We start from the raw sequence: 19,027 nt of genomic DNA, 5'->3' as shown, positions 1-19,027 counted from the left end.
CCCGCCTGGACCGTCAACTGCCTCTGCGGGCACGGATGTTATGGCCCGCCCCTCCATTGTCGTATCCCTCGGTCCGTTGTCATTGGCCACGGTGGGTGGGACGTTCCCCCCACGCCTCGCCGCTCGTGCTCGAAGCGACCCCCCACTCCCGAAGGAGCATTGATGCGTCGTCGACCTGCCCTGCCCCGATTCCATCCCGGAAGTCCGTCCAGATTCACGTCCAGATTCGCGCCCAGATTCCTGGCCGTCAGCCTGGCGGCCAGCGCCCTGATGGCAGGCCTGCCGGCCGCACCGGCCCTCGCAGCAGCCGGACCGAAGACCGCCGCGACAGCTGCTCCCACAACCCCCGCCGTGACCAGGCCCGAGCCGCGCGCGCTGTCGCCGCTCGGCGCGAACACCGCTGCGTCCGAGCAGGCAGACGTCCAGAGCGGGCGACTGGCCGCCGCCCATGTCCGGCCGCTCAGCCCGCAGTTGCCGCAGACCTCCTCATCCTCGAAGGCCGTACGGCCTCCCAAGGCCACGAAAGATGCGGCGGCCGCGTCGTGCACCCCGGCCGACTTCGGCACCCGCACCGGATCCGAACTGGTCGCATACATCAAGGACTCGACCACCGACTGCATCAATACGCTGTTCGGCATCACCGGCACCGACGCCCGCAACGTGTTCCGCGAGGCGCAGATGGTGACCGTCGCAGGCGCCTTCCAGGACGCGTCGCAGACGTACCCCGGCGACAACTCCACCCACGTGTGGCAGCTCGTGCTGTTCCTGCGCGCCGGCTACTACGTGCAGTACAACGACTCGGCCGACGTCGGCGACTACGGCCCGACCCTGGCCGCGGCCATCGAATGCGGACTGGACACGTTCACCGCCAACTCCCACTTCATGGACGTCAGTTCGGAACACGGCAACATCCTGGGCGACGTCATCATCCTGACGGACAGCGCCAACGAGCAGGCCCGCTACCTGGACACGTACCAGCGAGTGCTGAACGCCTACGACAGCTCCTACGACGCCTACTGGAGCATGGACACGGCCGTCAACGACGTCTTCACCCCGCTCTTCCGCGGCCACTTCAACCCCGCGTTCATCAGCGCGGTCACCGCCGACCCGAGCATCATCGACACGCTGAACTCGTTCACCCTGAACCACCTGTCGATGCTGAGCGGGACCTGGTACTTCATGGCCTCCAACGCCGGAACGGAGACGGCACGCTTCCTCGACACGGCCGGGCTCAAGGACAAGGTGCGGCCGATGGTGAAGGGCCTGCTCGGCGCCTCCTCGATCACCGGCCCGACCGCTGCGCTGTGGGTCGGCGCCGCCGAGATGACCTCCGCGCACGACGCGGCCCAATGCTCGTACTACGACACCTGCGACCTGACGTCCCAGCTCACCGCGGCGGCACTCCCCATCACCTACAGGTGCGATGACGGGCACACGTTCCTGGCCCAGTCCCTGACCGGCCCGGCGCTCGCCGAGGCCTGCAAGAGCGTGCAGGGACAGGACGCCTACTTCCACGGCATCGTCAAAGACAGCGGCCCGGTCGCCGACGACCGCAACACCACCATCCAGATCGTCGTCTTCGCGAGCCCCAGGGACTACCGGACCTACTCAGGCTGGATCTTCGGCAACAGCACCGACAACGGCGGCGAATACCTGGAGGGCAACCCCGCCGACCCCGACAACCAGGCCCGCTTCGTCGCCTACGTGAAGAGCGTGGGCGACGGCTTCCCGGCGGACATCTGGAACCTGAACCACGAGTACACCCACTACCTCGACGGCCGCTACGACACCTACGGCGACTTCTCCGCGGGCCAGACGGTCCCGGACATCTGGTGGATCGAGGGCTTCGCCGAGTACGTCTCGTACAGCTACCGGGGCATGCCCGACACCGAGGCGCTCTTCGATGCCGGGAAGCACACCTACGCCCTGAGCACCCTGTGGCAGAGCACGTACGCCAACTCCGACCTGACCCGCACCTACCCCTGGGGCTACCTGGCCGTCCGCTACATGCTTGAGAACCACCCGGACGACGTGCAGGCCATGCTCACCAAGTTCCGCACCGGCGACTACGCCGGAGCCTACGCGGTCTACAACACCGGCATCGGCACCCGTTACGACGCGGACTTCGACGCCTGGCTCGACACGTGCGCGGCCGGCGCCTGCCGGGGGAGCAGCAGCTGACCGAGCACTGACGGCCGAACCGGCCGCCGCCTGCCCCTGCCCGTGCCTCTCCCTGTCACCCCGCGGCCCGACAAGGCGGCGGGGTGAGACGGCAGCGTCGCCACGCACCCCTTCCCCGGCCCGTCCGTGATCGTTGCTACGGTTCACCGGTGTCTGACTCTTCACGCGATACCGCCGAAGGCGCCGGCTGGGGAACCCTGGAACACGGCGAGTACAAGCACCTCATGCCGCACCAGGTCGACAAGCTCTCATGGCTCAACCCGAAGACCCTGTGGGCCGCACGCAACGGCGTACTGGCCTCCTGGTTCGGGGATCCCACGGGCCGCACCCGCAGCCGCTGGGTGGCACAGCGGACGGCCGCCGGAGCACCCGCCACCAAGGTGATCCGGCGCGACGACCCGGACCACTTCTCCTTCATGGTCATCGGAGACACCGGCGAGGGCGACGATCCCCAATACGCCGTCGTCCCCGGCTTCCTGAAAGCCAGTCAGGAAACGAAATTCGCCGTCATCGCCAGCGACGTGATCTACCCCGTCGGCCGGACGGACGACTACGGCACGAAGTTCTTCCGCCCCTACCAGGACTACCAGGCACCCATATACGCGATACCCGGCAACCACGACTGGTACGAAGACCTCGGCGGCTTCATGCGCGTCTTCTGCGACGACGCCCCGCCACTCGCCCCACAGCCCGCGCCGCGCCCCCTCTCACGGGCCTGGCTGCGGTCACTGCTGTGGCACCGGCCGCACCCGGCCGACGGACAACACCTCACCGAAGCACGCAAGTTGCGCTCCTCACCGGCCCAACAGGCCGTCCAGCCGGGCCCGTACTGGGCCATCGACGCCGGTCCGGTGCGGATCATAGGCATCGACACGGGACTGCTGGGAACCATCGACGCCGAACAGGGCGCATGGCTGCGCGAGGTGTCCAAGGGCCCCCTCCCCAAGATCCTCGTCACCGGCTCGCCCCTGTACGTGGACGGCGAACACCACCCTTGCCCCATCGAAGGCGGCGGCACCGTCGACGACCTCGTCCGCGACCCGGACCACCGCTACCTCGCGGCCATAGGCGGCGACATCCACAACTACCAGCGCTACCCGGTGCAGGTCGACGGCCGCACCATCCAGTACGTGGTGTCGGGCGGCGGCGGAGCCTTCATGCACGCCACCCACACCATCCCCCGCGTCTGTGTCGCGAACGTCACCGAGCAGGAGTTCCGCTGCTACCCGCTGCGCGGCGACTCCCTCGCCTTCTACAGCAGGCTCTACGGACACCGGCTCCGCCTGCGCCGCCTGTTCACCCTCACCGAGGCCGAGGCGACAGCCGTCGTCGCCGAGCGCCTCGGCATCCCGCCGACCCGCACCCAGGGCCCGCCCGCCCGCGTCACCCGGCGCACCCGTCTCATCGCGAACCTGCTGGGCGCGGGCGGCCGCCCCGACCGCACCTCGCGCTTCCGCCTGCCCGTACGGAAGATCTACACCCAGCTCTTCTCACCGGGCTCGGCGACCTACAGCCCGCCCTTCTTCAAGTGCTTCCTGCGCCTGGACGTCACCCCGGAGGCGGTCCGGCTGCGCTGCTTCGCGGCCACCGGAAACCGCGCGCAGGAACTCGACCCACCGGTCGAGGACGAAGTCACCATTCCCCTGACCTGAACACCCGAGAACCCGGACGCTGCCCCGCCAGGCAGCCGGTCCGGTTCCTGCGCCGCCGTGTGATCCGGGACGCTGGGACTGCGCTATCATTGATCTTGAGCAAGCCGCCGAACTTCCGGCGGCCGGCCTCGCGTTGGTGGTCCAAGGAAAGACGCCCCGCTTCCTGCGGGGAGATGCAGGTGCAAGGCCTGCCCGGCGCTCCACACAGCCTCGCCTCCGGTCTCCCGGAGGCGGGGCTGCTTTTTTGAACGCCGGGGACCGCAGCGCCGCCAGGAGACCTCCCGGGCAGCCGGACGACAGCGTCGCCGACGAGTCGCCGAACCCCGGTGGCGGCACGGGCGCCCCCCCCGCTGGTCTGGTGCCAGGAACAGGACATTCGGCCGGGTCTCGTTCACCCCCTCGGCCCCGCCCCGCCCGCCTGCGCGCACCCCGGCTTCCGCGCCCGTCCGCACGGCGGGATCAACCGGGCGGCCCGGACGGAGGACCAGTGACGTTTCGCCGGTGAACTGCTTGCGCCATTGAGGTGAGCAAAGCCCTTCCAAGGAGAGAGTCCGTCGCTATAGGGATCCTCTTGTTCTGGCAAAGGGCAGTCGTGTTGCGACGGCCCTCTCCGCGCGACGTGTCCAACCCCACGAGAGGAACCGGACGTTGACCTACGGGAAGAAGCTGAGGGAACAGATCGCCGGGCCGGAGACCACTCCGCTGATCGGCGTGTATGACATGTACTCGGCGTCGAGCGCGGCCGAGCACTACGACGGGATGTTCGTCTCCGGCTTCGGTTTCGCGGCCTCGTACTACGGGCTGCCGGACATCGGCTTCATCGCCTGGCCGGACATGGTGGCGTTCGTCCAGCGGCTGCGGGGCGCATTCCCGCGCCACCACCTCCTGGTGGACATCGACGACCGATACGTCGACCCTGAGGTCGCCTGCCATGTCGTGGAGGGACTGGAGCGGATCGGGGCGTCGGGGGTGATCCTGGAGGACCAGAAGCGCCCGCGCCGGTGCGGGCACGCCGACGGCAAGCAGGTGCTGCCGCTGTCCGAGTACCTCGCCAAGCTGGAGATGGTACTGGCGACCCGGCAGGACCTGGTGGTGGCCCGTACGGACGCCACCGACGAGAACGACATCCTGCACCGGGCCGAGAAACTGGCCGCGACCGACGCGGTCGTGGTGCTGGTCGACGGAGTACGCAGCGTGGAGTGACTCCTCCCCGTCCTGAAGGACGGGGCTTCTCGCTATGCCGGGTTGGCGTTGCGACGGGCCAGCCCGGCCCGTAGAACGTTGGTGGCTGCCACTGTGTCGGCGTGCGCGTGGTGGCCGCAGGCGACGCAGTGGAATTTCTCCTGTGTGGGCCGGTTCTCCTTCGCGGTGTGCCCGCATGCGGGGCAGGTGCGGGAGGTGTTGCGGGGGTCCACGGCGATCACTTCCCGTCCGGCGCTTTCAGCCTAATTCCCGTGTAACCAGCTCACCGGCCCTCGCCGGTCGGTGAGGTGGTTCGAACGGGTTGTGACGCTTGCACCCCGCCGGGCCGCAGGTCTGCGACGAGCACGGCTGCGCAACCCAGCTGGCGGGTGGTGGTCTCGTGAGTGCCGGTGGATACCTCTCAACGTCACGGCCAAGATGCCTTCCCAGAGAGCGGCGCCATCCGGTGCTCTCGTGGCCGCCACCCACCCAGCACTGACGCTGCTGGCGGTTGTGTGGGCTCCGGACGCACGCCTTCTTTCAGCCCGGCCATCATGTCTCCGCCAAGATCGGCGGCGTTCGGCGCCTTCACGGCCACCAGCGGCGTCAACACTGTTTGCTTGATCACTCGTTGGAGTTGGTGGTGCGAGCCCGTCGCACGGTGATCTCTTGCATTCCCCGAGCCGTCTGAGCTCTGGGAACAGACCGGGGCCCGTGCGGTGAGCTGGTGCCACGAACGGCTTGTGAGGTGTCGGCCCGTTCCTTGATCGAGGCCTGGAATTAGGTCGCTGCGTGGCCCCGCATGCGCTCGTGACCAGCGCAAACACCCGCACTTCGAGGAGGGAAAGTTGATCTACTGCGGCATCGACTGGGCCGAGAAGACGCACGACGTCGCCCTGGTCGACGACGACGGCACGCTCCTGGCCAAGCGCCACATCACAGACGACGCGACCGGCTACAAGATCCTGCTGGATCTGCTCGCCGAGCACGGCGACACCGAGGACAACCCGATCCCGGTCGCCATCGAGACCTCCCGCGGTCTGCTCGTCGCGGTCCTGCGCACCGGGAAGCGCCAGGTCTACGCCATCAACCCGATGGCCGCCGCACGCTACCGCGACCGCCACGCGGTCACACGGAAGAAGTCCGACCCCGGCGACGCCCTCGTCCTGGCGAACATCCTCCGCACCGATATGCACGCCCACCGGCCATTGCCCCAGGACAGCGATCTCGCCCGCGCCATCGCCGTCCTCGCCCGCGCCCAGCAGGACGCCGTTTGGAACCGGCAGCAGCTCGCCAACCAGCTCCGCTCGCTCCTGCGCGAGTACTTCCCCGCCGCCCTCGACGCCTACCTGCACTGGCAGAACGGTCTCTGCCGCCCTGAGACCCGCGTCCTGCTGGAACTCGCCCCCACGCCCTCGCGGGCGGCCCGGCTGTCGCTCGCGCAACTGCGCTCGGCGCTCAAGCGCGCCGGCCGCCAGCGCCGGATCGATGCCGACGCCGAGCGCATCCGCGAGGTCCTGCGGGCCGAATACGCGCACCAGCCGCTACTGGTCGAGGACGCGCTCGGCAAGCAGATGCTCGCTCTGCTGCGGCAGCTCGAAGCCGCCTGCACGGCCGCCGACCAGCTCGCCGAGGCGGTTGAAGAGGTTTTCCCTCAGCATCCGGACGCCGAGATCATCCTGAGCCTCCCCGGGCTCGGCACCCAGCTCGGCGCCCGGATCCTCGCTGAGATCGGGGACGACCACGCCCGCTTCGCCACTGCCCGCGGAATGAAGGCCTACGCCGGTGCGTCCCCCATCACCAGGGCGTCCGGCAAGAAGTCCAGCATCACCAGACGCTGGGTGAAGAACGACCGGCTCAACCACACCGGCTACCTGTGGGCCTTCGCCTCACTGACCCACTCACCGGGCGCAAAGGCCCACTACGACCGCCGCCGCGAGGCCGGGGACTGGCACGCCGCCGCTCAGAGAAACCTCTTCAACAAGATGATCGGCCAGCTCTACCACTGCCTCCAGAAGCACATCCTGTTCGACGAGAACCTCGCCTTCCCCACACAACTTCTCGAAGCTGCTTGACGACTTAGCTCCGTGAGGTGTCTTGGCGTGCAGGATCGTCAGGAACACCCCCCATCCGGCATCGTTGATCGACGTGTTGAGCCCGGCCTTCGCGGCGGCCCCGTTGGGCAGGAAGGTGCCCGGCCGGCCGGGGTCGGGCTTCGGTGCGGGGGCCCTGCTCATGTTGCGGATCTTGAGGTCTTCGTGCGCGATGACGTCATGTGCGCGGACCAGACCGAGCGCGGTCTTGTGTGCGTGGTCGAGCCGCTGGCGGCGCACCTTGCCGTGGAGCCGGGCGACCTTCTCCACCGCGCGCTGGTGGTTGGCGGTGCGGTCCTTCGCCTTGCGGCGCGGGAACCGGGACAGTTCCTGCTGCGCTGCCTGGAGCTTCTGGGCTGCTCGGCGGCCGTGGCGCGGGTTGGGCACGAACCCGCCGTTCGAGTCGGCGAGGAAGTTCGCGATGCCCAGGTCGATGCCGACCACGCTGCCGGTCGCGGGCAGCGGTTCGGGCTGGTCCTGCTCGGTGGTGAGCACGACGAACCACTTACGGCCCTCCCGCTTGACCGACACGGTCTTGACCCGCCCGGCCACGGCGCGGTGCTGGTGGACCCTGACGTGGCCGACGCCCTGGAAGCGGACGCGGGTAACGGGGTCGTGCGGGGTGGAGTCCCACCGGCAGCCGTCCCCGTCCTTGGGGAACTCCACCGTGTCGAACCAGGTCACCCCGCGGAAACGCGGATAGCCGGGCGTCTCACCGGACTTGACCCGGCGGAAAAACGCCTGCATCGCCTTGTCGAGGCGGCGCAAGGTGGCCTGCTGGGAGGAGAACGACCAGCGGCCCTGACGCTCCGGGTCGAACGCCCGGATGTCCTTGAGCTGCGCGGACTGCATCCCGTATCTGACGCTCGTCTTCGAGACATGCCGGTAGGCGTCACGGCGTTCCTGCAACGCCCCGTTGTAGAGGGAGCAGTGATCCCGCAGCATCTCGGACAGCGCCTGACCCTGCCGGACGGTGGGCCGCATGAGGAACTTGTACGCACGTATCACCCCAACACCCGCCCCCTCCCGTCGATTTCACCCAATCCTAATACATTTGCACATTTGGCGTATGTCATCACGCTGGGAACCAGATCCCGATATCCGTCGGGGAAACCAGGTCATCCACAACCTCCATGCACACTTGGTGGTTCGTCACCAAGTACCGGCGTGAGATCTCCAACAGCGAGATGCTGACGCGCTGCGAGACGATCACGCGGGACGTGTGCGAGAGCTTCGGCGCACAGCTGCGGGAGTTCAACGGCGAAGGCGACCACGTCCACCTGCTCGTCCACTACCCGCCGAAAATCGCCCTGTCCAAACTCGTCAACTCCCTCAAGGGCGTCAGCTCCCGCTACCTGCGCGCGGAGTACACCGGCCGGATGAACCGAATCGGCACGGGCTCGGTGTTCTGGTCCCCGTCCTACTTCGCGGGCTCCTGCGGCGGCGCACCACTGAGCATCGTCAAGGACTACATCGACAGCCAGAAGCGGCCAGCCTGACCGTCACCACACAGACGCAGAGAACCCCGGCACTTCGCGCCTCCAGACCGAGGACCGCATTCCCGCCCGGCCTCAAGGCCGGGATTCCCTGCGAAGAGCAAGGGATGGCCAAGCCGTAGGGATTCCGCCCGCCTGGGACGGAGCGCATACAGAACATGCGTTGCCGGCCCCGGGACGCGAAAGCGGAGGACCAATGCGCCCAAGGACCGTTCGGGGCGTACCGGCGAGCCGGGACTCACTCCTGCTCACTGCCCAGGAACGGTGTGCTTGCGTGGCGGTCGGCTGGTGGGTTCGGGGAAGTCGTTGGCCAGACCCCGGTGGCCCTCGTCGACCATCACAGTGACCTGCGGAGGTGTCCGCAGCTGCTCGGCGATGCCTTCGGTGCGCAGCGCGGCCTGGTCGTGCATCCGGCCGGGCCGGTCGGCCCCGGGCCACAGCAGGCGCCCCGAACCGTCACTGACGGTGGTGGTCTTGGCGGTGTGCTGCTTCTTCTTGCCGGAGACGAACACCTTGCGGCCGGGTCGGTCGGCCTTGGGACGTCGGACCTGCGTCTGGGTGCCGTCGATACGAAGCTCGACGCCTTCGGCCCGGGCGGAGGCGAGGACGTAGTGGGCCGGCGTGTGCAGCCGGATGCCGGGCCGACCGGGGGGCAGCGAAGCCGCGGGCGGCCAGTAGCGGCCGATCTCGTGGATGGCGCGGGTGACGGTGGGCCGGGTGACCCCGTACAACTCGGTCAGTGCTGCGTGTGGCAGCTGTAGTGAAGACCAGCTTGTGGTTCGGCCCGGCTCCGGCGGCCCGCTTGCGTTCTCCGCCGCGACGCTCGCGCAGCTCGGACTCGCACCGGGCCATCCACGCGCTGGTCAACTCATCGATCTAAACGCCGAGATGTGCACGGTCAAGGCCGCAGGAGGCGCGATGGGACAAGGCCGCACGGGCCCGGTAATGCGTCACAACATCACCAACCCGTCGCGGCCACCGTCATGTCACGGTCCAGCCGCCGCTACCGCGTGCTGACTCGTTACTCGGCGGCGCCGTCGTCGCGGGTGCGCTGGTAGTGGCGCCTGGCCTTCATCCTGTTGCCGCAGACGGCCATCGAGCACCAGCGGGCCTTGTTGGCCTTGCTGCGGTCGAGGAGGAACCGCCGGCATTCCGGGTTGGCACACGGCCGCAGGCGGCCGGGCATCGTCTCCTGCAGTGTGCTCCAGGCCAGGACGGCCTCCACCGCCATCCGGCGCTCTTGCGGGGCGTCGATCTCCCAGGACACCCCGGTGGGGGAGAGGTGCGGGTGGGAGGTGACGTCCTTGAGGAGCGGGGCGAGCGACGCGGCCGGCCGGGTAGCGCGCACACCACGCTCTGCAGGGCATCGCGCGCCTGCAGGAGGTGTCGGTGCTCGTCCGGGGTGCCGCTGCCGCCGTGAACCCGCTGCCAGGGCCTGGCCGATTCCGGATCTGCCAGCTGGTCCTGGACGACCCCGCCCACCACCGGCGTGGTGTTGAGGAGCCCGCATCCGCACTGACTGCCCGTCCCGCCGGAGTGGTGCGACGTTTCGAACCCCGGATACACCGCGGCGTCGTCGCGACGACGTCGACACCCTCCGACGCCCTGGTCTCCCAGTTCCTGGCAGATCTCCGGCGCCGTGGTCTGCCAGTCGTCCATACGGCGGCCTGACGGGCCGGCCGCCTATGACGCCGGGCATGGCTGAACGAGGGGCTGCCCGCCGTCAACAGGAAGGGTGACACCGGTCATGAAGGTGTTGGTCAGGGCGAGGACGACGGCCTGGGCGACGTCCTCGGGAGTTCCGATGCGCCCTCAAGGCAGAACCCCGGAAGCCGGATGCGCCGCGAGCCAGTGCTGTAGTTCGGCGTGCCGGAACTGGTAGGCGGGACCGGAGTAGCGCATGAGGCCCGCGGAACAGGCCCAGTCCAAGAAGCGGCCCAGCCGGAAGGGCAGCCGCCGGCGCGAGCACAGCAGAAAAACCAGGTAGCGGCGCGCGGCGCTGAGGCCCGAGGCCTGGCCGGAGGCGACCGCGGTGGCCGCCCCGATGACCAGACCCGTGCTCGGATCCAGGAGCAGGGCCACCGTGCCGCCGACCGCCAGCCCGCCGAACAGTCCGGTGGAAACCGCGTAGATGAGCCCGTACACGGTGTCGTCGCGCAGCGCGATGGGAGGGCTGACGGCGGTCGTGGGCGCCCCGCGCAGGCCGGCCGCCATGCTGAACCGGAAGCCGGCGCCCAGCCCGGCCACCCAGCTCACGACCGTCCCGGCGGCAAGCGCGGCCGAGGCATGTCCTGCCGCCACAAGGGCCGCGCCGAGCGCCAGCCCGGTGGCGATGCCGACGACGGTGGCGAGGACAGGGTTGACGACGAGACCCACCACGAAGCGGCCCCGCAGGCCGGGAACGTGCCGCTTTTGCCAGTCCAGTCTGCTGGGGCTGGGGGCGAGAGCGGCGGCCAGGCTGGACGCCCCGGCCAAGGCCAGCACGCTGGACGCCACCTCGCCGACCAGAGGGGTGAGCCAGGCGCCGGGCAGGACGGCGCTGATCAGGCAGAACGTCAGCAGCGCGTCCGCCACGCGCACCGTGCGGGGCCCGGCCAGCGGCCACAGGCCGTGCACAGTGATGTCGGTGGTCGGGTACGCGGTGGCGCCGGTTCCCGCCAGGTGCCCGGCGAGGTGATGCAGCCACCGGTGGACCTGTGCCGGCCGGTAGCGGGGCGGGCCCGGGGCGCCGGCCGCCGGTTCCACGGCGGCCGGAATGTAGCGGGCCAGCAGGTGCCGGTCGAGCGCGTCGATGTCGTGCAGCACAAGCAGGTCCGCCGGGTCGCCGTGGTAGCGGTAGACGGTGGCGGTCAGCCCGAGCCGCCAGGGGGTCGACAACGCCTGGGCGTGCACGCCGAAGGGGTGGGCGGCGAGGTGGTCCAGCAGGGTCCGCCAGCGGGCCGGGTCGTGGCAGCGGTCGCGCAGATAGGTCAGCGCGGGTGCGGACGCCACGGGCGAGATGACTACCAGCGCGGAGTCGATCAGCGGCTCGTGCGCGAGGAGCGCGTCGTAGTTCGCGATCCGGCTGGTGAGGACGAGCGGGCCTGCGTTCAGGCCCTGCTGGTGGGCGTTGAGGTGCTGTACGGCGGCTCGTGCCCGGCGGGCGTCCGGGTCCGGTGAGCCGTCGGCTCGCGGCGGATCCATCTCGTCCAGGCCGTCGAGGACCGGCAGCACCATGCCGTGGGCCACCAGCCCCTCCGCCATCTCCCGGGGCCAGTCGAGGGCCTGGGTGAGGTGGTCCACCAGCAGTTCGGGCAGCGTGTGGGCCGTGTCCCACTGAGCCATGGGGATACGCACGGGCACCGGGTCGCCGTCGGCCCGGTCGGAAGCCAGGGCCAGCACGAGCTCCAGGGCCAGCACCGTCTTGCCGGAGCCGGGTACTCCCGCGATGACCAGTCGCCGGGGCCGGGTGGTCTGGAAGAACCCGGCGATGTCGGGGGCCGGGTCACAGTCCGGGCCGGGGGCGCCGATGCCGCGGAAGGTGCGTCCCGCCACGGGGGCCTCGGCCGCGCGCCCCGGCACCGCGCGCAGGGTGTAGCGCAGGTCGATGCGCCGGGTGTCGCCGCCGAGCAACTGGTGCCGCAGTTTGCGCTCGCTCTCCTGCACCTGGACGGCCAGCGTCGCCGCCCACTGCCGTACCAGTTCGGCGTCCGTGCCCTGCCAGGGGCGCCGCAGCGCAGCCACCGCGGCCACCAGTCCGGCCGCCCCGAGCGGCAGCCCCAGCAGCCCGGCGGTGTCAGCCGGACCGAGCCCACCGCGCACCAACTGGGACACCGCGTATCCGGCACTGGCCATCAGCAGGAGCGCAGCGAGCGCGACCCCCACCCGGCGCCGCTCCCGTTCCCGTCGTCCCCCGAATCCCGCCATGCCTTGCTGCATACCCGCCGGGCACGCCGAACTCCCGCCGCGGCAGCGGAGATCGAAGGCCCGTGGGCCGAAGGACGGAGGCCTGCGTGTGCCGGCGGGGCCCCAGGCAGCCGGGGCGAGACACGTTCCCCCATCGACGATGCCGGCTCACGCCGCTGCCTCGGGGCACGGCGGGGCGGACGCGGCACATTGATCGAGTGCCTGCGTGGCCACGCACAGTTGGTGCACACTTTCGGGGTGGGTCTCCAAGGGGGAGGGGGTGGCGGACCTGCCCAGCGGTGAGCGGCTGCGCGTCATCTTCGTTCACGGGACCGGAGTACGCCGGGAGCGGTTCGCGCGTCTGTCGGACTTGGTCCTCGACAACCTGGGGTCGCGCCTTCCCCAGGCCGAGGTGTCCGCCGTCTACTGGGGTGACGCGCACGGCGCTTCCCTCGGAGCGGGCGGCGTCTCGATCCCCCGCAGGGGCCGGGCCCGTGGCCCGTCGGACGCCACCCCCTTGGACGAGGAGGCCGCGGTATGGGGGCTTCTGCTCGTCGATCCGCTCTGCGAACTGCGGGTGTTGGCCGAGTGCGGCTTACAGGACGACGACATCGGGGCACCCGGCGTACTCGCCGAGGGGCGCCAAGTCGCCCGCGCCCTGGAGGCCTTACCGGCGGCTTTGTCCGCCGACCCGCCCGCGAGCGGGATCGCGCAGGCGGCGGGAGGAATGGCGAACGTCCTCGCGGCAGCGCAAGCAGTGGCGTCCGCTCCGGAGTTCGGTGACGCCTGCGATACCGCCGTGGACGCGCCGGCCGTGCGGGAACTGGTGACCTCGACGGCACGAGCGGTCGTCGCGCATGCACTGGCCGCCGTCGGCGACGAGGTGGTCTGCACGGGGGACGAACGAGACCGCCTCGTCGACCTCGTCTCCGCCCGTCTCGGCGGCACGGGACGGTTCCCGGGCGAGCGGGTCGGAGCCGTGCTGGGCACCCTGGCGCTGCGCCTGACGACACAGCCCGTGCTGGACCGCTGGCGCACGCCGCTGACCACCGGCGCGGTCCCCGCACTCGGCGACATCCTGCGCTACCAGGCCAGGGGCGGGCCGCTGCGCGACCGCCTGGAGCAGACGATCGTCTCCCAGGACGGGCCGACAGTCGTCATCGGCCACAGTCTCGGGGGCATCGCACTGGTGGACTCGTGCGCACTGGCCGCGATCGGACAGACGGCTCTGCCACAGCCCCAGTTGCTGGTCACCGTGGGCTCTCAGGCACCGTTCCTGCACGAACTCGGCGCGCTCACCGGTCTGCCGCCGTCGGCCGGTCTGCCCCCGGGGTTCCCGCGCTGGCTCAACGTCTACGACCGCAGGGACCTGCTGGCCTACCGGGCGGAACCGGTATTCACCGACGACTCCCGGGTGACCGACCACGAGGTGAGCAGCCGCCAACCGTTTCCGCTCAGCCACAGCGCCTACTGGAAACTCGACGCGGTGTACGACCGGATCGTCAAGGAGATCGAGGCATCGCGGTGAGCACGGCCGATGTCATGGAACCAGTCGATCCGCGCAGGATGTTCGCCCTGGTGGTCGGCATCGAGTCCTACGCGATCAGCCACAGGTGGGATCTGCCCGGCGCGGCGCGGGACGCCGTGCGCTTCGCGGACTGGCTGACGGCCGGCGGCGTGCCCGAGGAGCAGGTCCATGTCCTGGTGTCTCCCCTGGACCGGACCGCGGCGGGCCTGCCGGACTCCGACGGCCCGGCGCCGACACGCGATCACGTCGAGCGTCTGCTGTTCAAGGAACTGCCCGCGTGCGACGGGGACCTGCTGTGGATCTACTGGGCCGGACACGGCTACCTGGACCACGCCCACCAACTGCTCCTGCCGTACGCCGACGCCACCCGGGACTGGACGTCCCATCTCAATCTCGAGGCCGCGCTTCGCTGGTGGAAGGGATCGGGTCCCATGGCGGCCCGCTTCCGCCGGCAGATAGCGATCGGCGACGCGTGCCGAGTGGACGCCCGTCTCGCCCGGAAGCTCTCCTTCGGGGTGGCGGAGTACGGCGCCCGTCCCCCGGACCCTGACCGGCTCCAGTTCACGCTGTACGCCTCCCGGGTCGGCGAACTCGCCCAGAATCTGCCGGACAGCGGAGCCGGGCAGTTCACCGACGCGCTCATCCGCCGGCTCCGGGAGACCTCGCCGCAGACGAGCGTGCGTGAGCTCGTTCCGATCGTCCGGACCGTGCAGGCCGACCTCTTGGAGATGCGCTCCCGCGGACTGGCGTGGCAGCAGCCCCAGTTCGTCGTCGACCGGGACTGGACCGGCTCCACCTTCCTCGGCGACAGCCGGCACACGGACGACCGGCCGACGGGCGGCACGCCGACACACAGCGCAGCCTGCCTCGACCAGCGAGCGTGGGACGAATTGGCGCCGCTGCTCCACCTGCCCCGCCTTCCCTCCCACACGTACGACGCCTACCGCTGGGCGTTCGAGATCACCGACTGCGCCCATCCCGCCCGACGTGGCCTGCCGACCGCCGAGTTGGCGGGCATCACGCACGACCTCGATGCACGCCAGGGCCGACCGGGCATGCCCCTGGTGCTGCCGTTCATGAGGTATCTCGCCGCCCACTGCACGGACAGCGTGTGGGCGCAGCAGGTCCTCGTCTGGATCGAGTCGGCCCGTACGCGGCTGGGCATGTCCCCGGTCCCGGTCCCTCCCCGAGCCGACCCCGAGCAGGTCGGCCTGCATGTGCGGTTCGAGGAGGACACAGAACGGGATGGCGCCTACTGGGTGCGGATGTGGCTCTACCGCAACGAGGGTTTCGAGACGCTCTGGGAGTCGGACCAGCCACTGGACCCGGCCGGGACCCGGCGGGCGCTGGCCCGTCTCCTGGACGAGACGCACGCGTGCGACGTGCGACGTATCGAGTTCCATGTACCGCTCGGTCTGCTGGCCGAGCCGTTCGAATCCTGGCGGCTGCCCATCGGCAGGCGCCGCAAACCCGTCGAGCTCGGCCAGACGTTCGAGGTCGTGGTGCGTTGCCCGCAAGAGCGGGACGGCCTGGCCGGGGCGCTCTGGCTTCGCAAGTGGCAGTGGCTGAAGGCTCATGGCGGAACGGATCCGCAGGCGGTGAGGGAACTGCGGGACGAGGGCGTGTCCGTGGAACTCGGCACCATACTCCAGGCCGCCGAGTCCCCCGTCTGTGTACTGGCCGACGTCTCCGGGCCGCGTCTGACGGAGACGATCGAAGCAGTGCTCGACGCCGGCGTTCCGATCGCCGTGTGGCACCGGGACGGCGGTGAACCCGGTCGCATCGCCGCGATCCTCGCCGAACAGTGGGACCCGGAGGAACTGAACGTCCGACGGCTGCCCTTCCTGGTGTGGCAGTCCAGGATCCCGAACGCGGCTTCCACCGCGCGGACAGGACGTACGTCCGCCGCCCGTCTTGCGTTGATGTGGGACGACCCTGAACGTGTACCCGAAAGGCGGGCATTGTCATGACGGCGGAGGACTGGTGGATCTACCGAGGCCCTGGAGCCCGTGACGACCGGCGGGCGAAGCTCGCGGCCGAGTGTCCTCCTTGGCGCACCTTCGACGGCGAGACGGATCCCGGGTACGACTTCCCGGACCGCGACAGCGCGGCCTGGAGGGAGACCCTACGGCGGGGAGCCGACCACGTTCCGGACACGGCGGAGGCGAACGCGGTCAACACCGCTCTGTATCTGCGCCGTCCGCTGCTGGTGACCGGAAAACCGGGAGTGGGGAAGTCCTCCCTCGCCTACAGCATCGCCGCGGATCTGGGGCTCGGCCCCGTGCTGCACTGGCCCATCACCAGCCGGAGCACGCTGCGCGACGGGCTCTACCAGTACGACGCCATCGGACGGCTCCACGAGGCCAACCTGCGGCATCTGCGGGGGCAGAACCCGGACCCCGACGGCGAGGGCCCCTCGATCGCGCCCTACCTCCGCCTCGGCCCCCTGGGCACCGCCCTGCTGCCTCGCGAGCAGCCCCGGGTGCTGCTCGTGGACGAGATCGACAAGAGCGACATCGACCTGCCCGGTGACCTGCTGACCGTCTTCGAAGAAGGCACCTACGACATTCCCGAGCTGGCCCGGGTCGCCGGTCAGGAACCCGAGGTGCGGGTCGGCACGCACGACGACCCCGAGGCTCGGGTCCACGTACGGCGGGGCCTCGTACGGTGCCGGTCGTTCCCCGTCATCGTCCTCACCAGCAACGGGGAACGGGATTTCCCGCCACCGTTCCTGCGCCGCTGCATCCGGCTCTACATGGAACAGCCCGGCGAGGAGAAACTGGTGCAGATCGTCCGGCGGCGCCTGAGGCTGGACACCGCTGAGGCCGACCGCCAGCGAGGGCTCGTCGAGCAGTTCCTGCAACGGCGACTCGACGGCGATCTCGCCACCGACCAGCTCCTCAACGCCGTACAGCTGCGGCTGCGCGGGGCCTGGCCCGACACCGCCGGCGAGGGGGAGTTCCTCGACGCGGTCCTGCAACGCCTCACCGGTCCCACCACCGGTCAGGGACCCTTGTGATGCTGGCGGAACTGCGTGCGGCGCTGCTGGCAGCCGGAGTCGAGGCCGGACCAGAGGAACTGGCTGACATCCTCTGGCTCGCGAGCCGAACGGGCGCCCACCGCCGACCACGCGGGGACGAGGAGCCCGAGCGGCCGCCGCCCCTCGGCGAGCGGACGCCGACGGCTTCCCCGCCGCCGAGTGACACCCCCACGCCTTCCGCCGGCACGGTACGCCACTACGCCTCCGCCTCACCTGGCGGCCGACCCCGTGACCTACCGCGAGGCAGGCCGGTCCAGGTGCGGCGCGCGCCGGACCTCGCCGACCCGCTCGCCCTCATGCGAGCCCTGCGCCCCCTGGCCAAGCGGACCGTTCCCGGGGTGACCGGCACCGAGCTGGACGAAGAACGCACCGTGGCCGCCAGCGTCGAACAGCGCGTGGCGGTGCCGGTCCTCACCCCGCGCCGCAGCCGGTGGATCGACCTCGCCCTGGTCGTGGACACCCACCACTCGATGCTGCTCTGGCACGACCTGGTCACGGAGCTGTCCAGAACCGTCCAGCGAGCCGGGGTCTTCCGGGACGTACGCACCTGGTTCCTCAGCGGCACCGACGGCACCTCCCCTCCCCGGATCGCGTCCGCACGCGGCGGTGAGGCCCGCAGTCCCCAGGAGGTCGCCGATCCGACGGGGCACCGGCTCACCGTGGTCCTGACGGACGGAGTGGCGCCCGGCTGGGGCAGCGGTGCCCTGCACGACGTGCTGCGCCACTGGGCCGTGCACAGCCCGCTCTGCATGGTGCAGGTACTGCCACGCCGGCTGTGGGGCAGCACGTCGTTGCCGACGACCGGCATGCTGGTGCAGGCGAGTCAGCCGGCCGCCCCCAACGCGTCCTGGCGCCTGCTGCCGGCCCGCGCCCGTCGGCGGCGCTCCGAGCCCCGGCAGGGCAGCCCATGGCCACCGGAGCCGGCCGGGACGATCGCTGTTCCCGTCGTCGAAGCCACTGCGCCGGGGCTGGGTTCCCTCGCCTCGATCGTCACCGGAGGCGGGCGCTGGCACCGGACGTCCTGTCTGGCGGTCCCCCGAGCCCACGCACCCGTGGAAGAGCCACCCGCACCAGCTCCCGCCCTGTCCGGCCCCGCCGCTCTGCGACGCTTCCACGAGACCGCGTCCCCCCTGGCTCTGGAACTGGCCGGCTACCTGTCGGCGGTGCCGCTCACCCTGCCCGTGATGACCCTCGTCCGCCGGGTCATGCTGCCCCACGCGGAGCACGGACATCTCGCCGAGGTGGCGCTGGGCGGACTGCTTCTCCCCTGGGAGCAGGCGGGCGACCGGCCCGACGACATGTCCGTGTTCGCCTTCGACTTCCTGCCCGGAGTGCGCGAGGCACTGCTCGGGGCGCAGCTCCGCCATGACGTGACGGCCGTGCAGGAGCTGGTGCGCCGCAGGATGGGCCGTCATCTTGAACGCCGTGCGACGGGTCCCGGCACCGACTTCACGGCGGTGCGAGTAGGACCGGGCGAGCCGGCCAACGGCGCGGGCCGCGGCCGGGCGGTGGGGGCGGGCGCCGTACCGTTCGCCGAGTCCATCGGCGCTCCGCGGCACGTGACCCCGGTGGGGCAGACCGACGCGATGGCCCTGGGGGTCCACCCGGTCGTCTTCACGGACCGGGCCCGCCCCCTCCCGGACTACGTGGAGCGGGACCACGACGCCCGCCTGCGTACGGCCGTGCGGCGTGCCGCCTCCGGGGACCGAGCGCGTGTCGTCCTGGTCGGCGGGGCGCTGTCAGGCAAGACACGCTCCGCCTGGGAAGCGATCCGGGCCCTCCTCCCCGGCTGGCAGGTGTGCACGCCGGACGGCGGCACGAGCGGTCAGGACGCCGTGTGGCGCGTGGGTCCCGAGACCGTGCTGTGGCTCGACGGTCTGGAGCGATTCCCGGCCGTCGAAACACTTCTTCGGTCCACGGGCGCGCCACGGCTCGTGCTCGCCACCGTGCGGCCGGAGCACTGGGAGAGG

8 protein-coding genes and 6 pseudogenes are annotated in these 19,027 nt (G+C 70.5%); 9 read left to right on the top strand and 5 right to left on the bottom strand.

Annotated features, from left to right (window positions below; genetic code table 11):
• Window positions 1–351 precede the first annotated feature (351 nt).
• The 3 genes and pseudogenes from OG798_RS00950 to OG798_RS00940 form a co-directional block, all read left to right on the top strand.
• Window positions 352–2,181, top strand: coding sequence for a collagenase (locus OG798_RS00950; RefSeq protein WP_328755882.1), 1,830 nt, complete (start codon window positions 352–354; stop codon window positions 2,179–2,181).
• 149 nt (window positions 2,182–2,330) lie between these two features.
• Window positions 2,331–3,833 carry a metallophosphoesterase family protein gene (locus OG798_RS00945; protein WP_121413789.1) on the top strand — a complete coding sequence of 501 codons (1,503 nt, stop codon included), beginning with the start codon at window positions 2,331–2,333 and terminating at the stop codon, window positions 3,831–3,833.
• A 648-nt stretch (window positions 3,834–4,481) separates the two neighbouring features.
• Window positions 4,482–5,033 (top strand): annotated as a pseudogene (locus tag OG798_RS00940) (isocitrate lyase/phosphoenolpyruvate mutase family protein); the annotation flags it as partial.
• A 35-nt stretch (window positions 5,034–5,068) separates the two neighbouring features.
• Here the strand turns inward: OG798_RS00940 and OG798_RS00935 are convergent.
• Window positions 5,069–5,278, bottom strand: a pseudogene (locus OG798_RS00935) (zinc ribbon domain-containing protein); the annotation flags it as partial.
• A gap of 585 nt (window positions 5,279–5,863) precedes the next feature.
• Here OG798_RS00935 and OG798_RS00930 point away from each other — a divergent pair.
• Window positions 5,864–7,090 (top strand): IS110 family transposase, encoded by a 1,227-nt coding sequence (locus OG798_RS00930; RefSeq protein ID WP_328755881.1) that lies wholly within the window; start codon window positions 5,864–5,866, stop codon window positions 7,088–7,090.
• A gap of 33 nt (window positions 7,091–7,123) precedes the next feature.
• Here the strand turns inward: OG798_RS00930 and OG798_RS00925 are convergent.
• A pseudogene (locus tag OG798_RS00925) lies at window positions 7,124–8,092 on the bottom strand (RNA-guided endonuclease InsQ/TnpB family protein); the annotation flags it as partial.
• Between the two features lie 85 nt (window positions 8,093–8,177).
• Here OG798_RS00925 and tnpA point away from each other — a divergent pair.
• Window positions 8,178–8,607 (top strand): annotated as a pseudogene (gene tnpA, locus OG798_RS00920) (IS200/IS605 family transposase).
• Between the two features lie 245 nt (window positions 8,608–8,852).
• Here tnpA and OG798_RS00915 read toward each other — a convergent pair.
• The 3 genes and pseudogenes from OG798_RS00915 to OG798_RS00905 all read right to left on the bottom strand — a co-directional run bounded on the left by OG798_RS00915 (window position 8,853) and on the right by OG798_RS00905 (window position 12,510).
• Window positions 8,853–9,335, bottom strand: a complete 483-nt coding sequence (locus OG798_RS00915; RefSeq protein ID WP_328755879.1) for a transposase family protein — start codon at window positions 9,333–9,335, stop codon at window positions 8,853–8,855.
• 290 nt (window positions 9,336–9,625) lie between these two features.
• A pseudogene (locus OG798_RS00910) lies at window positions 9,626–10,089 on the bottom strand (CGNR zinc finger domain-containing protein).
• A 327-nt stretch (window positions 10,090–10,416) separates the two neighbouring features.
• Entirely contained in the window at window positions 10,417–12,510 is a 2,094-nt protein-coding gene (locus tag OG798_RS00905; protein WP_328755877.1) for an NACHT domain-containing protein, read from the bottom strand.
• A gap of 259 nt (window positions 12,511–12,769) precedes the next feature.
• On the opposite strand from OG798_RS00905, the gene OG798_RS00900 reads away from it, so the two are divergent.
• The 4 genes and pseudogenes from OG798_RS00900 to OG798_RS00885 form a co-directional block, all read left to right on the top strand.
• Window positions 12,770–14,017 (top strand): hypothetical protein, encoded by a 1,248-nt coding sequence (locus tag OG798_RS00900; protein WP_328755876.1) that lies wholly within the window; start codon window positions 12,770–12,772, stop codon window positions 14,015–14,017.
• Window positions 14,014–15,987: a VMAP-C domain-containing protein gene (locus tag OG798_RS00895; protein ID WP_095849827.1), complete on the top strand. Its 1,974-nt coding sequence runs from the start codon at window positions 14,014–14,016 to the stop codon at window positions 15,985–15,987. Before OG798_RS00900 ends, OG798_RS00895 begins: the two co-directional genes overlap by 4 nt.
• Window positions 15,984–17,036, top strand: a complete 1,053-nt coding sequence (locus OG798_RS00890; protein WP_328755875.1) for an AAA family ATPase — start codon at window positions 15,984–15,986, stop codon at window positions 17,034–17,036. The genes OG798_RS00895 and OG798_RS00890 overlap by 4 nt, the downstream gene beginning before the upstream one ends.
• A pseudogene (locus OG798_RS00885) lies at window positions 17,036–18,466 on the top strand (SAV_2336 N-terminal domain-related protein); the annotation flags it as partial. The gene OG798_RS00890 and the pseudogene OG798_RS00885, both read left to right, overlap by 1 nt.
• Window positions 18,467–19,027: the final 561 nt, after the last annotated feature.

The organism is Streptomyces sp. NBC_00271 (genome assembly GCF_036178845.1).
Taxonomy (GTDB): Bacteria; Actinomycetota; Actinomycetes; order Streptomycetales; family Streptomycetaceae; genus Streptomyces.
This window is presented reverse-complemented; position numbering and strand designations above follow the sequence as displayed.